We start from the raw sequence: 14,108 nt of genomic DNA, 5'->3' as shown, positions 1-14,108 counted from the left end.
CCGGCCGAACCCTCGGCCCCTGTTCCACCCGAAGGGCCCGCCCCGTCATCGACGGCGCGGGCCCTTCGCGTACCCCGCGGGCAACTCGAACACGCACCACTCACTCCCGGTGCAAAACGCCCCCGTACCAGCCCAGATCCCTGCCGCCACCCCTCGACCAGGAGCCCTTCACCGGTCTGAACCAATGGGCATGAAAATCGCGTCAACTCGTTATTTCCGCAGGCCACACGGGGTTCACGGGCCGTTGACGCGTGCGGACCGCCGCTGGTAGACACCACACATCAACCCAGCCGCGGTCACCGGATCAAGCAGTGCAACGGCCCATCCCTGTGCGAGTGATGACGCGAGGTCAGCGATCCATGGACACACCAGACCAGTACGGCAGCGGGCTCCCGGTCCCAAGCCCGAACCGCGCTCCCCGCGCTCCCCGGGCTCCCCGGGCCCTCCGGGCCACCCAGCTCCCCAGGACCTCCCGGGGCACGAAGCGGCGCTCCTCCCTCCGCCTCCTCGCGGCCGCCGGCACCGCCGCCCTCACCCTGACGGCCGGTCTCGTGACCCCGCTCAACCCGGCGCCCCAGCAGGCCGAGGCGAAGGAGAGCAAGAAGGTCCTCACGGTCGCGGTGGCGCAGAGCGTCGACTCGCTGAGCCCGTTCCTGGCTCAGCGGCTGGTCAGTACGAGCTTGTTCCGGCTCACGTACGAGTACCTGACCAACTACTCCGCGAAGGACAACCGGGCGATCGCGGGCCTGGCGACGGACTGGAAGCCCTCCGCCGACAAGCTCACCTGGACCTACACCATCCGTGACAACTCCAAGTGGTCCGACGGCAGGCAGGCCACCGCCGAGGACGCGGCGTGGACGTTCAACAAGATGATGACCGACGAGGACGCGGCCACCGCGAACGGCAACTTCGTGGGGAACTTCCGGAAGGTGACCGCCCCGAGTCCCACGAAGCTCGTCATCGAGCTGAAGAAGCCGCAGGCCACGATGGCGGCGCTCGACGTGCCGATCGTGCCGAAGCACGTCTGGGAGAAGGTCGGCGACTTCTCGAAGTTCAACAACGACAAGGACTTCCCCGTCGTCGGAAACGGCCCCTTCATCCTGACGGACTACAAGGCCGACAGCTACGTACGGCTCAAGGCCAACACGTCGTTCTGGCGCGGGGCGCCGAAGTTCGACGAGCTGGTCTTCAGGTACTACAAGGACCAGGACGCCGCGGTGTCCGCCCTGCGCAAGGGAGAGGTCTCCTTCGTCGCAGGCTCCCCCGCGCTGACCCCGGCCCAGGCCGCCTCCCTCAAGGGCGACGAGAACATCAAGGTCAACGACGCTCCCGGCCGCCGCTTCTACGCGCTCGCCACCAACCCGGGGGCGCGGGCGAAGAACGGTGAGAAGTTCGGCGACGGCCACCCGTCGCTGCTGGACCAGAGGGTGCGCCGGGCCCTGTTCATGGCCGTGGACCGCAGGACCGTCATCGACAAGGTCTTCCAGGGCCACGCCGTCGAGGGCGAGGGTTACATCCCGCCCCGCTTCTCGACGTACCGCTGGCAGCCGACGGACGATCAGAAGCTCAGGTACGACCCGGCCGAGGCGGCCGAACTCCTCGACGAGGCGGGCTATCCGAAGAACGGTGACGGCAAGCGCGTCGGCAAGAACGGCAAGCCGATCAACTACCGCATCCTCTGCCACGCGACCGACCCCAACGACAAGGCGGTCGGCAAGTACCTCCAGGAGTGGTGGGGCAAGCTCGGCATCGGCGTCACCCTCGACTGCCGGGACAACGTGACCGACCCCTGGCTCGCGGGCGAGTACGACCTCGCCTTCGACGGCTGGTCCGTCAACCCGGACCCTGACTTCGTCCTCTCCATCCACACCTGCGCAGCGCTCCCGGCGACGCCCAAGGACGTGGGCGCGACGGACAACTTCATCTGCGACAAGAAGTACGACGAGCTGTACGCCAAGCAGCTCGCCGAGTACGACCCCGCCAAGCGGGCGGACCTCGTCAAGCAGATGGAGTCGCGGTTGTACGACACCGGGTACATGAACGTCATGGCGTACCCGAACGCGGTCGAGGCCTACCGCACCGACCAGATCGCGTCGATCACCACGATGCCGGAAGCCGCGGGCAACATCTACGGCCAGGACGGCTACTGGAGCTGGTGGTCGGCGACTCCGGCCGCCGACGGCGAGGCTTCCGACGACTCGACCCCGACAGGCGTCATCATCGGCATCGTCGCGGGCGTCGCCCTCCTGGCGGGGCTCGCGGTGCTCTTCGCCGTGCGCCGCCGCACCACGGCCGAGGACCGCGAGTAGCCGACAGACGACTGCGAACAGGAACGCGTACGACGGCCGAAGTCCGCGAACAGCCGAGTAGTAAGAGCCGTTCATGACCGCTGAAGCGACACCCGCACTGGTCGGAAAGACCGACGGTCCCGGCGGTCCCGACGGGGCCGGGCCGTCGGTCCGCGGACCACGGGCGCGCACCACCACCGCGTATCTGCGGTACGTGGCGGGCAAGTTGGGCGGCGCGGCCGTCTCGCTGCTCGCCGTTCTCGTCACCAGTTTCTTCCTGTTCCGGCTGATCCCCGGCGACCCGGTGAAGTTCATGACGGGCGGGCGCCAGGTGTCGGCCGAGCAACTCGCCGCGTACCGAAGGGAGTTCGGGCTCGACCTGCCGCTGTGGGAGCAGTTCACGGACTACTGCGGCAAGGCGCTCACCGGCGACCTGGGCACCTCGTACCAGTTCCGGGCCCCGGTCGTCGACAAGATCACCGAGGCTCTGCCGAACACACTGTTGCTCACAGGTACCGCGTTCGTGCTCTACACGGTGCTCGGCATCTTCCTCGGCACACGCGCGGCCTGGCGCAACGGCGGGCTCGGGGACCGGCTCAACACCGGTCTGGCGCTGGCCCTTTACTCGATCCCGTCGTTCTGGCTGGGGCTGCTGCTCATCATCGTGTTCTCGGTGGGCATCGGACCGATCCCCGGCCTCTTCCCGACGGGCGGCATGGAGTCGGGCGGCGAGGAGGGTTTCGCGTACGTCCTCGACGTCGCCCACCACCTCGTCCTGCCGGTGGTCACACTGGTCGCGGTCGAGTACGGGCAGACGCTCCTCGTCACCCGTTCGGCGCTGCTCGACGAGATGGGCAGCGACTATCTGACGACCGCTCGGGCCAAGGGCCTGCGGGACGACCTCGTACGCCGTCGCCATGCCGTGCCGAACGCGCTGCTGCCCACGATGACGCTGATCTTCATCAACCTCGGCCGGACCGTCGCGGGCGTGATCCTCGTCGAGACGGTCTTCTCCTGGCCGGGCCTCGGCGGGCTCTTCTACCAGGCGCTGAGCGTGCCCGATCTGCCGCTGGTGCAGGGGCTGTTCTTCGTCTTCGCCGCCGCGGTGATCGTGATGAACACCCTCGCCGACCTGATCTATCCGCTGCTCGACCCCCGGGTGGGCCGATGACGACGACAGACCCGGACGACCCGATCAGGGCGGACCGGAACGACCCGACGCCGACCGAAGTCACTCCCTTGGCGGCTCCCCCGGTGGCGAAGGCCGGCCCGCGCACCCTCGCATGGCAGCGCCGCCGGCACTCCGTCGCCCGCTTCTGGCAGCGGTACCGCGAACACCGCGCCGGCCTCTTCGGGCTGGCCGCGCTCACGCTCTTCGCACTGATCGCGCTCACCGCGCCGCTGACCGTCGGCTCCGACGCGCAGAGCGTGACGAACGCGCCGGGGCAGCCCATGGAGAGCCCGAGTGCCGAATTCCCGCTGGGCACCGACCAGTTCGGGCGCAGTCTGCTCGGTCTCGTGGTGTGGGGCTCCCGGGTCTCGCTGCTCGTGGGCCTCCTCGCGGCCTTCCTCTCGGTCGCGATCGGCGCGCTCATCGGGATCACGGCAGGGCACTTCCGCGGCTGGTACGCGACGGTGATGATGCGGGTCACGGACTGGTTCCTGGTCATGCCGACGCTGGTGCTCGCGATCGCCCTCGCGACCGTGATGTCCCGCTCGCTCGGCACGATCATCCTGGCGATCGGTGTCACGACCTGGCCGACGACGGCACGGCTGGTGCGGGCGCAGACCCTCGCGGTCGAGTCGCGGCCGTACATCGAACGCGCCAAGGCGCTCGGCGGCGGCCACTGGCACATCATGTCCCGGCACGTCCTGCCCAACGTCATGCCGCTGGTCCTCGCCCAGACGACCCTGATCATCTCCTCCGCGATCCTCGCCGAGGCGACGCTCGCCTTCCTCGGCCTGGGCGACCCGACGGTCGCCTCCTGGGGCGGTCTGCTCCAGGACGCGCGCGAGGCGGGCGCGGTCAGTGCCGGGAAGTGGTGGTACCTGGTACCGCCGGGTATCGCGATCGCCGTCGTGGCCCTCGCCTTCACGCTGTGCGGGCGTGCGGTCGAGTCCGTCCTCAACCCCAAGCTGGGGGTGGCCCGTTGAGCACACCGAAGCCGCAGGAACCGCCGAAGACACCGAAGACACAGCGACTGCTGGACGTACGGGACCTCGAAGTGACGTACGCCGGTGGGGCGGCCGCCGTGCGCGGCGTGAACCTCACCGTGGACGCCGGCCAGAAGCTGGGCATCGCGGGCGAGTCGGGCTGCGGCAAGTCCACGCTGGCGCTGGCCCTGCTGCGGCTGCTGCCCGCCGGGACCCGGGTGTCCGGGGAGATCCTGCTGGACGGCGAGGACGTACTGACCATGAAGTGGGGGCGGGTACGGGCGGTCCGCTGGGCCGGTGCCTCGATCGTCTTCCAGGGCGCTATGCACTCGCTCAACGCCGTGCACCGCGTCGGCGACCAGATCACCGAGCCGATCCTGCTGCACAGGAAGGCGACCCCGGCGGGCGCGCGGCGGAAGACCGGCGAACTCCTGGAGCAGGTGGGCCTTCCGGCGGCCCGGGCGTCCGCCTATCCGCACGAACTGTCCGGCGGGCAGCGCCAGCGCGTGATGATCGCCATGGCCCTGGCCTGCGACCCCCGCCTGATCATCGCCGACGAACCGACCACCGCGCTCGACGTGATGATCCAGGCACAGATCCTGCGGCTGATCGAACAGCTCGTCTCCGAGCAGGAGTTGGGCCTCATCATGATCAGCCACGACCTGGCGGTCCTGTCCGACACCTGCGACCGGCTCGCGGTGATGTACGCGGGCCGGGTGGTGGAGGAGGGACCGGCGCGGCAGGTCTACGAAGACGCCCGACACCCTTACGGGCAGGCGCTGTCGGCGGCCTTCCCGCGGATCGGGGACGCGGGCTCGCGGTTCGCGCCGCGCGGGCTGCCCGGAGACCCGCCGGACCCGTCCGCGCTGCCCTCCGGCTGCACGTTCCACCCGCGCTGTGCCGTGGCGCTGAACTCGTGCGCCACCGAGGACCAGCCGCTGCGGGTGACGGCGACACCGGACCGCCGAGCGGCTTGTGTGCACGTGGAGGCCACGGGGACCGTGGGTGCAGAGGGGACTGCGGAGGTCCCGGGGACCGCGGGCATGGCAGGCACTGCGGGCGCTGCGGGGACTGCGGGCACTGCAGACACGGCGGGCACGACGGGCACGACGGGCACGACGGGCACGACGGGCACGACGGGGACTGCGGGGACTGCGGGCACGACGGGCACGGCAGACACTGCGGAGACTGCGGAGACTGCGAAAAGGATCGCGGGCCCTGGGGAGACCGCGGCGGAAGACGCGAGGAGCACCACATGACGACGACCGCCGCGACCGCCCCGCAGGAAGCCGCTCTCGCCGCGCCGCTCCTGAGCGCCGAAGGCCTCCGGGTCACGTTCCCCGGCCGGCACGGCGCCGCCCGGGCGCGTGCCGTGGACGGCGTGGACCTCGACATCCGGCCCGGTGAGATCGTCGCACTGGTCGGCGAGTCGGGCTGCGGCAAGACGACCCTGGCGCGCTCACTCCTCGGTCTCGTCCCGCCGACCGCCGGCCGCGTCACCTTCGCGGGCAGGCCCCTCGACTACTCCTCGCGCGCCCTCAAGGCGTACCGCAAGCGCGTCCAGCTGGTCCTCCAGGACCCGAGCGGCTCGCTCAACCCCCGGCACACGGTGTACGACGCGGTGGCCGAGGGACTGCGCATCCACCGGTACCCGGGCGACGAACGGGAGGCGGTCGCGGGCGCCTTGTCCCGGGCCGGGCTCCGTCCGCCCGAGCGCTTCTTCCTGCGCTACCCGCACGAGCTCTCGGGCGGCCAGCGCCAGCGTGTCGTCATCGCGGGCGCCCTCGTCCTGGAGCCCGAACTCATCGTCGCGGACGAGCCGGTGGCCTCCCTGGACGCGTCGGTACGCGGCGAGATCCTGGCCCTGCTGCTCCGCCTGCGCTCCGAACTCGGCCTGTCCGCCCTGGTGGTGACGCACGATCTGGGTCTCGCGTGGAACATCGCCGACCGGGTCGCGGTGATGTACCTGGGCCGGATCGTGGAGACGGGCGCGGTGGAGCAGGTCCTGACGACACCTCAGCATCCGTACACGCAGGCCCTGTTGTCGGTCCTGCCCGAGGCGCCGGGCGCCCCGGTCGTCCTCACCGGCGAGCCCCCGGACCCGTCCCGCATCCCGTCCGGCTGCCGCTTCCACGCGCGCTGCCAGATCCTGGCGAGCGGCGAGGCCTACCGTGCCGGGGTCGCGGACGCCTGCCGCGGGGAGGACCTGCCGGTCCTTGGCGGGGGTGGCGAGGCACAGGTGGCGTGCCACTGGGCACGGGCTCAGGTAACCGGCGCCCCGTAAGGGGCGCGGGGCTCTGACATTTGCGGCTGCGCCGCGATGGGGGTCCCCCCGCTCGAGCGAAGCCGAGAGTGGGGGAGCGACCAGCCACAGCGGGCCCGCAGCCGAACAACCCCGCCGCCTCGGCACACCGACCACGCGGCGCGGTGCCTACCGTCCGCCGTCGTACGCCTCGATCAGTTCCCGCGACCGCTTCACGTCGTCCGAGATCGCTTCGAGCAGCGCCTCGATGGAGTCGAACTTCGCCTGGCCGCGCACGAAAGCGAGGAAGTCGACGGCCACGTGCAGACCGTACAGATCCAGCCCCACGCGATCGATGGCGTACGCCTCCACCGTGCGCTCGGTGCCGTCGAACTGCGGGTTCGTGCCGACGGAGATCGCGGCGGGCATGGCCTCGCCCTGGGTGTGCAGCCAGCCGGCGTAGACGCCGTCGGCGGGGATCGCGGTGTGCGGGAGGGTCTCGACGTTGGCGGTGGGGAAGCCGAGTTCGCGGCCCCGCTGCGCGCCGCGGACGACGACGCCCTCGACGCGGTGCGGGCGGCCCAGGATCTCGCGGGCCCCTTCGACATCACCCTCGGAGACGAGCCGCCGGGTCAGGGTGGAGGAGAACGGCTCACCGCCGCCGGCCTCGCCGGTCACATACAGGTCCACCACCTCAACCTCGAAGTCGTACGTCTCGCCCTGCTCGGTGAGGAAGGCGACGTTACCGGTGGCCTTGTGGCCGAAGCGGAAGTTGGGGCCCTCGACGACGGCTTTGGCGTGCAGCTTGTCGACGAGGACCTTCACCACGAAGTCGGCGGGCGACAGCTTCGAGAACTCGGTGGTGAACGGGAGGATGAGCAGGGCGTCGACACCCAGCTCGGCCATCAGCTCGGCGCGACGGTGGTGCGGGGCGAGCAGCGGGGGGTGGCTGCCGGGGCGCACGACCTCGCTCGGGTGCGGGTCGAAGGTGACGACGACGGACGGAACTCCCAGCTCGCGCGCCCGTTCCACGGCATGCCTGATGATCAACTGGTGTCCGCGGTGGACGCCGTCGTACGAGCCGATGGTGACGACGCTGCGCCCCCAGTCCTGGGGGATGTCCTCCAAACCACGCCAGCGCTGCACTGTGACCGCTCCTCGTCGAACCTGTGTCCGTGTCTGCCTCATACGCAGGTCTAAGGGTGCCATGCCGGGTGCCCTCGGCTCGCATCGGCATGGGGACTGTGTGATGCGGGGCACGTGACATCCGCGGCACACGCCTGGTCACGCCGGAACCCGCATCCCCGCCATGCTCTCGATCATGCGACGGGTGCTGGGGCCGACCAGCGCGGACCACTCCTGGGGTGCGTCGGTGAGCCAGCCGGTGACGAGGGTGGCGAAGCCGGGAATTCGGCGGCCCAGGTCGACCAGCGCGCGGTCGAAGCGGGCGGCGCCGTCCGGGGTACGGACGAGACGGAAACCCGCGTGGTGCAGCACGACACGGGCCTGCTCGCCGCCACCGCCCGCCACGCCCGCCGCAGCCGCGCGCACGAGTGCGTCGAGCACGGCGGGGTCGTCCTCGCGCGCGAGCAACAGGTCCAGGAATTCGCGTCGCTGCGGGCGGGACCCGGGCGTGCCGGGCGCCGCGAACACCTCGGCGAGCGCGGCCCGTACCTGCGGCGGACACCCGTCGAGCAGCCCGGTGACCAGCGGATACAGCACTGAACGGGCGCCTGGACCGTGCGCGAGGCGTCGGTCGACGTACGCCGCCACGTGCGCGGCCGTCTCCGGACGCAGCTCCACGACATCGCGTACGAGAGCCGCGACCCGGCGGGCCAGCACCGGTGTCGTGACCTCGGCGAGCGTGCGCAGCACCTCACCCGCGTCGCTTGCGTCGCCCGCAGCACTCGCGTCGCCCGCGTCCCTCGCATCGCTTGCGTCCGGCTCCCGCAGCCGGTCCCGGAACGCGGCGAGCACCGGTTCCGGATGCGTCGCCAGCGCGGCGACCAGCGCGCCGGCGGGCAGCCGCCGGTCGCCCGCGGTGAAGCGCGCCAGGGCCTGCGGCAGATAGCGGGCCCGGGTGCGCGGATCGCGTACGAGGAGGGCCAGGGCGCCCCCGTGCAGCGCGCCGTCGGCGGGGCGGGCGAGCAGGGCAAGCGCGGCATAGCGCAGCAGCTCGCGGTCGGCCTCGGTGCGGACGTGCGGCGCCGCCCGCGGTCCGTACGCCACCGCGGCCACCCGGCGGGCCGGCCGCTCGTCGTGTGCCCAGCGGTCGACGGCTCGGCACACGGCGGACGGTTCCTCCTCCGCGAGCACGGCCAGCAGCTCGTCCGCGCGCGGGTGGGCGCTTTCGACCAGCGCCTCGGTGAGGTCGTCAAGGGCGCGGTGCCGATGGGTGTGGAGGAGTACCTGGGCGGCGGTCGCGACGGTGGCGTCGGGTGTCGCGGGCAGCGGGCGGTCGTCGTCGAACCAGTGGGTGAGGTGGAGCTGCACGGCGGCGGGCTCGGCGGCGAGGAGGTCGGACACGGCGTCCAGGTAACGGAGTTCGGTGGCCGGCGGGGCCTGGTCCGCCACGACGAGACGCCTCAGCAGGTCGAACCGGTGCGCTTCCGGCAGGGGCAGCCCGGTCCAGAAGCCGGGCCCGAACTCCCCCGGAACGGCCCGCCCTTCGGCCCGCCATGTCACGACACGCTCGGCGAGATGCCGCAGCACTCCGATGTACGGGGTCGCGTCGGGCACCCGGAGCAGTACGTCCCTGAGGAGGCGGGTGGCCCACCAGACCGCGGTGTCCGTCGGCCTGAGTTCGTCGACCGCGCGGAGCAGTTCACGGAGATGGAGGGTGAGTTGAGGGGCGCCTTGTTGACGAGGCAGGAGGAGCATCGCCTGGCGGACGGGGCCGATGCGGTGGCGGGGCACGGCGAAGGGCTGGAGGGCGGAGCCCCGGAGCGCCGACCGGCGCTCCGGGGCTCCGCCCTGGGCCCCGGCCCGGTCCTCGTCTCCTTCACCTTCTTCTCCTGCACCTTCATCTTCTTCCTCTTCGCGCCGGTGGTGCACCAACGCGTGGAGTGCCGCGTCCAGGTCGAGGTGCATGCCCTGGATCCAGTCGGCGAGCTCTTCGTGGGCGAAGCGGTAGCCGTTGCCGGCGGGCACGAGCAGGCCCTCGGTGAGCACCGCCGAGGCCCACCCGGTGCATCCGCCGAGCCGCCGCCCGGGCACGGGCCCCCACGGAAACACCGCCTCGAACGCCACCTGGTCCAACTCCCCCTGACCCGGCCCCAGACAACGCCTCGCCGCCTCATGCACCTGCCCGGAAACCGTGGCCGCGAGCCGCCGCACGGCCGTGCCGCGCACCCCGTTCGACGCCGCGAGCCGCACGGCCACCCGCAGGCACATCAGATCGAGATACGCGGCGAAGACCTCGTCCCGCCCGACCTGCCCCACCGGGGCCCCGGACAGCGCGGTCCGCACCTCCGACAACAGCCGCAGCACCAGGGGATGCCTGGCGTCGTCCCCTTCCAGGGCCCCCTCCGGGATCGCGTACCGTGCGCGGGCCCGCCGCGCCTCGTCCTCGGCCAGGTCGCCGAGACGGACAGAGGGCGGAAGCCTGTCGCCATCGCCGCCCCGTCCTGATCCGTACAGCAGCTCCCGTGGGAACTCCGCCCCGGCCTGTTCCCAGTACTCCGCCCGGCACGCGACGACGAGGCGTGCCCCGGTCGCCCGCAGCCAGTCGGCGGTACCCGCGGTCCACTCGGGCAGCCGGTGGGCGAGGGCCGGTGGCATTTCCTCGGGGCTGTCAAGGAGGAGCATCAAGGGTCGCCCCGCGTCCTTGGCGAGGCGGGTCAGGCGCTCGGGGCCGATGTCGCCGAGGCCGGCTCCCGTGCCCACGCCCACCCTTGACGCCGTCCCGGAAGCGGAAGCCTCCACCATCCGTCCCGCACGCTCCAGCGTCCTCCCCACCGCGTCGGCCACCGACGAGTCGGCGACCAGGAGATCCGCTCCGCGCAACAACAGGGTCGGGGCCGGTCGCGCACCCTGGTTGCGCCTGGCGGCGAGGGAGGCCAGTTCCGTCGTACGGCCGCTGCCCGGGGCGCCGACAAGCCCGAGGACGGCATACGGACCTTGGTCGAAGGCGGTGAACTCCCGCACGGCATCGGCTCGTTCGACAGCTTCGACAGCTTCGACAGCTTCGACAGCTTCGACAGCTTCGACAGCTTCGACAGCTTGGACGGGTTCTACAGCTTGGACGGGTTCTACAGCTTGGACGGGTTCTACAGCTTCGATGGGTTCTACAGCTTCGACAGGTTCGATGGGCATCGCCGTCAGCGCCAGCACTCCCGCGAGATTGAGGTCGTCCCGATACGCGGGCACCGTCGCCGCGTTGCGGGCCAGCAACTCGGTGAGCGGCCCGCTCGGTGTCATCCCCCGAAGCGGCACGGCAAAGCCCCCCACCCGTCGCCCGGAGTGCAGCGCCGTACCGATGACCGCGACCACCGAACCGGTGGCCGCGTCGACCACCGGCCCCCCGGCCGCCCCACCGCCCAGCCGAAGCGCGTCGCTCCCCGCCGTACCGATCGCCAACTCCACGGCGTGGTCGAGGAGATGGAAACGGTCGGTCGCCGTGTACGTCACGGCGGACGTGCCCAGTACCCGGGCCTCGCGCCAGCCGCCCGCCGCGATGCGGACGTACGTACCGGTCTCCACGGAGTCCCGCACCGTGATCGGCAGTGGGGCGAGGCCGAGACCCTCCGTGCGGACCAGGGCGAGGTCCAGGGCCGGCAGAGGTGTGACCGCGTCGGCCGTCACCAGGCAGGTGCGGTCCCCGGGGGCGTGCAGGACGAGGCGGGCGAGCCCGTCGACCGCCTCATGGCTGGTGACCACCGTGCCGAGGTGGTCGGCGACGAACCCCGCCCCACGCGTCCGTCCGGCCAGATCGCGGATCCGTACCAGGGCCCCGTCCGAAGCCCGCTGGGCCCGGCCCGGCACTTCCCGGACAACTTTTCCGGCGTCCCCGCCGTCATTTCCGGTCGCCCCGACAACGTCCCCGGCCTCCCGGGCGACGCCCCCGGTCTTCCGGACCGCGTCCCGAGGCTCCTGGACGCCTTCCAGAGCTTCCTGGACGGCCTCCGGCGTCTGATGACGGCCCCCGGCCCGCGGGCCCCGTCCCGCCATGCTCGAACCTCCCCGCCGCGCGCACGGGCACCGTGCCACCGACGCCTCACTCCCGACCGTAGGCGCGAAGTGATCGGGCGCGACAGATCGCGAGCCGAACAAGCCCCCTTCCGCTCCCCCGGTTCACTCCGAGCGCCTGCCCGGACGGGTGAATAGAGGGGGCCGGATGGATAGACCCTTGGTTGGGGGAACCGAGGGGGACAGTGGAGCGGCGCACACAGGTGTCCCCGTGGACGCCGCTCCACGCCGAGTCCGAGGGGCCGAGCCGACGGCAGCCGAGCCGACTGACGGGCAGGTCCCCGACTGGCCGACCGGCCACAAGGCCCAAAGGCTCAGCCGAACACGGCCAGGCTCTTCGCCTTGCCCTTCTGCTCCTCCACCAGCGCCAGGAACCGCCCCTCGGGATCGAACACCCCGACGGCTCCGAGCCCGGCGTACTCCTCGGGCATCTCCAGGCGGACGCCGTTCAACAGCAGCCGCCCCCGCTTCTCGTCCACGTCCCAGCGCGGGAACGCCGCGGCGGCGGCCTCCGCGAGCGGCATCACGGTCAGCTCCTCCTGGAGCTGGTCGAGGGTGCGGGCGGTGTCGAGCTTGTACGGGCCGACGCGGGTGCGCCGCAGCGCCGTCAGATGGCCGCCGACGCCCAGGTCCGCGCCCAGGTCACGGGCGAGCGCCCGGATGTACGTACCGGACGAGCAGACCACGGAGACGACCAGGTCCGTGACTGGCGTGCCGTCCTCGGCGACCGCGTCCCGGACGTCGTACACCGCGAAGGAGGAGATCCGCACCGGGCGGGCCGGGATCTCGAACTCCTCGCCGTCGCGCGCCCGCTTGTACGAGCGCACGCCGTTGATCTTGATGGCGCTGACCTTGGACGGCACCTGCATGATGTCGCCGCTGAGCTTGGCGATGCCGGCGTCGATGCCGTCCCGGGTCACCTCGGAGGCGTCGGTCGACGAGGTGATGTCACCTTCGGCGTCGTCCGTCAGGGTGTTCTGCCCCAACCGGATCGTTCCCAGGTACTCCTTCTCGGTCAGCGCGAGGTGCCCGAGCAGTTTGGTCGCCTTCTCGACGCCGAGGACGAGCACGCCCGTCGCCATGGGGTCGAGCGTGCCCGCGTGTCCGACACGGCGGGTCTTGGCGATCCCGCGCATCTTGGCGACCACGTCGTGCGAAGTGAAGCCCGACGGCTTGTCCACGATGACAAGGCCGTCGGGCGTGGGGTGCTTCTGAGTCATTCGGTGGCGTCGCCCGTCTCAGCGGCGTCGGCGAGGTCGGCGGGCTCGTCCGACTCGTCGTCGGAGCCCGGCTTCTTGTAGGGGTCCGCGTCACCCGCGAAGGCGGCACCGGCCGAGACCTCGCGTACCTCCGCGTCCTTGGCCCGTGCCTTGTCGAGCAGGTCCTCGATGGTCTTGGCGGTGTCCGGCAGGGCGTCCGCGACGAAGGCCAGGGTGGGCGTGAACTTCACGCCCGCCGCCGCGCCGACCGCCGAGCGGAGCACGCCCTTGGCGCTCTCCAGGCCCGCGGCCGCTGCCGCGCGCTCCTCGTCGTCCCCGTACACCGTGTAGAAGACGGTCGCCTCCCGGAGGTCCCCGGTGACCCGGGTGTCCGTGATGGTCACATGCGAACCGAGCCGCGGGTCCTTGATCCCGCGCTGCAGCTTCTGGGCCACCACCTCTCGGATGAGGTCCGCCAGCTTTTTCGCCCGCGCGTTGTCGGCCACTGGTCCGTCTCCTTCTTTCTTACTGTTCTGTTGTACGGCCTGTTGTCGTCGCCGTACGCTCACACGCTCATTCGTCGTCTTCGCCGTGCAGCCGCCGTCTCACCGACAGCAGCTCCACCTCCGGGCGCCCGGCGACCAACCGCTCGCACCGGTCCAGTACGTCGGTCAGGTGCCCCGTCTCGCCGGAGACGACCGCCAGGCCGATGACGGCCCTGCGGTGGAGGTCCAGGTGGTCGACCTCCGCCGCGCTCACCGCGTACTTGCGCTGGAGCTCGGCCACGATCGGGCGGACGACGGAGCGTTTCTCCTTGAGCGACCGTACGTCGCCGAGGAGGAGATCGAAGGACAGAGTCCCCACATACATGTGTGTATCCGGATGTCCCGCCGGTACGGGATAGATGGCCCCGCCAAACTCTTGGCGGCGACACCAGAACCGTACAACGAACCCCCGGACCGCTCGACGGGGTTTTCGCCCCCGCCGCCCCTACCCGTCCCATCCCTGGGGGCTCCGCCCCCAGACCCCCTATCGGCC

10 protein-coding genes are annotated in these 14,108 nt (G+C 71.4%); 5 read left to right on the top strand and 5 right to left on the bottom strand.

Annotated features, from left to right (window positions below; all coding sequences use genetic code 11):
* Nucleotides 1–359 precede the first annotated feature (359 nt).
* The 5 genes from AB0I18_RS43365 to AB0I18_RS43345 all read left to right on the top strand — a co-directional run bounded on the left by AB0I18_RS43365 (nucleotide 360) and on the right by AB0I18_RS43345 (nucleotide 6,726).
* Complete coding sequence (locus AB0I18_RS43365; RefSeq protein WP_363111294.1) at nucleotides 360–2,309, top strand: ABC transporter substrate-binding protein; 1,950 nt, start codon at nucleotides 360–362, stop codon at nucleotides 2,307–2,309.
* 73 nt (nucleotides 2,310–2,382) lie between these two features.
* Complete coding sequence (locus AB0I18_RS43360; RefSeq protein ID WP_363111293.1) at nucleotides 2,383–3,459, top strand: ABC transporter permease; 1,077 nt, start codon at nucleotides 2,383–2,385, stop codon at nucleotides 3,457–3,459.
* A gap of 68 nt (nucleotides 3,460–3,527) precedes the next feature.
* Nucleotides 3,528–4,442 (top strand): ABC transporter permease, encoded by a 915-nt coding sequence (locus AB0I18_RS43355; protein ID WP_363111305.1) that lies wholly within the window; start codon nucleotides 3,528–3,530, stop codon nucleotides 4,440–4,442.
* Nucleotides 4,439–5,701 (top strand): ABC transporter ATP-binding protein, encoded by a 1,263-nt coding sequence (locus tag AB0I18_RS43350; RefSeq protein ID WP_363111292.1) that lies wholly within the window; start codon nucleotides 4,439–4,441, stop codon nucleotides 5,699–5,701. Before AB0I18_RS43355 ends, AB0I18_RS43350 begins: the two co-directional genes overlap by 4 nt.
* The gene (locus AB0I18_RS43345) at nucleotides 5,698–6,726 is read left to right on the top strand and encodes an ABC transporter ATP-binding protein (RefSeq protein WP_363111291.1); all 1,029 of its coding nucleotides are present in this window, start codon (nucleotides 5,698–5,700) and stop codon (nucleotides 6,724–6,726) included. The genes AB0I18_RS43350 and AB0I18_RS43345 overlap by 4 nt, the downstream gene beginning before the upstream one ends.
* A 147-nt stretch (nucleotides 6,727–6,873) precedes the next feature.
* Here AB0I18_RS43345 and AB0I18_RS43340 read toward each other — a convergent pair whose 3' ends face one another.
* From AB0I18_RS43340 to AB0I18_RS43320, 5 genes are all read right to left on the bottom strand, one after another.
* On the bottom strand, nucleotides 6,874–7,830 hold the full coding sequence (locus AB0I18_RS43340) for a bifunctional riboflavin kinase/FAD synthetase (RefSeq protein WP_363111290.1): 957 nt from the start codon (nucleotides 7,828–7,830) through the stop codon (nucleotides 6,874–6,876).
* A gap of 138 nt (nucleotides 7,831–7,968) precedes the next feature.
* Nucleotides 7,969–11,853: a trypsin-like peptidase domain-containing protein gene (locus AB0I18_RS43335; RefSeq protein ID WP_363111289.1), complete on the bottom strand. Its 3,885-nt coding sequence runs from the start codon at nucleotides 11,851–11,853 to the stop codon at nucleotides 7,969–7,971.
* A gap of 332 nt (nucleotides 11,854–12,185) precedes the next feature.
* A complete protein-coding gene (gene truB / locus AB0I18_RS43330) occupies nucleotides 12,186–13,091 on the bottom strand; it encodes a tRNA pseudouridine(55) synthase TruB (protein WP_363111288.1) in 906 nt (301 codons plus the stop codon).
* On the bottom strand, nucleotides 13,088–13,576 hold the full coding sequence (rbfA, locus tag AB0I18_RS43325) for a 30S ribosome-binding factor RbfA (RefSeq protein WP_363111287.1): 489 nt from the start codon (nucleotides 13,574–13,576) through the stop codon (nucleotides 13,088–13,090). Before rbfA ends, truB begins: the two co-directional genes overlap by 4 nt.
* Nucleotides 13,577–13,643: 67 nt before the next feature.
* Entirely contained in the window at nucleotides 13,644–13,940 is a 297-nt protein-coding gene (locus tag AB0I18_RS43320) for a DUF503 domain-containing protein (RefSeq protein ID WP_363111286.1), read from the bottom strand.
* Between the last annotated feature and the right edge of the window lie 168 nt (nucleotides 13,941–14,108).

It is taken from the genome of Streptomyces sp. NPDC050704, from assembly GCF_040654355.1.
In the GTDB taxonomy this organism is placed as follows: domain Bacteria; phylum Actinomycetota; class Actinomycetes; order Streptomycetales; family Streptomycetaceae; genus Streptomyces.
The sequence above is the reverse complement of the archived record's forward strand: the minus strand, read 5'-3'. Positions and strand labels throughout refer to the sequence as shown.

Excerpts from the sequence above, each read along its gene's own strand:
- AB0I18_RS43365 (WP_363111294.1), top strand. The coding sequence starts at position 360 with ATGGACACACCAGACCAGTACGGCAGCGGGCTCCCGGTCCCAAGCCCG.
- AB0I18_RS43360 (WP_363111293.1), top strand. The coding sequence starts at position 2,383 with ATGACCGCTGAAGCGACACCCGCACTGGTCGGAAAGACCGACGGTCCC.
- AB0I18_RS43345 (WP_363111291.1), top strand. The coding sequence starts at position 5,698 with ATGACGACGACCGCCGCGACCGCCCCGCAGGAAGCCGCTCTCGCCGCG.
- AB0I18_RS43335 (WP_363111289.1), bottom strand. The coding sequence starts at position 11,853 with ATGGCGGGACGGGGCCCGCGGGCCGGGGGCCGTCATCAGACGCCGGAG.
- truB (WP_363111288.1), bottom strand. The coding sequence starts at position 13,091 with ATGACTCAGAAGCACCCCACGCCCGACGGCCTTGTCATCGTGGACAAG.
- AB0I18_RS43320 (WP_363111286.1), bottom strand. The coding sequence starts at position 13,940 with ATGTATGTGGGGACTCTGTCCTTCGATCTCCTCCTCGGCGACGTACGG.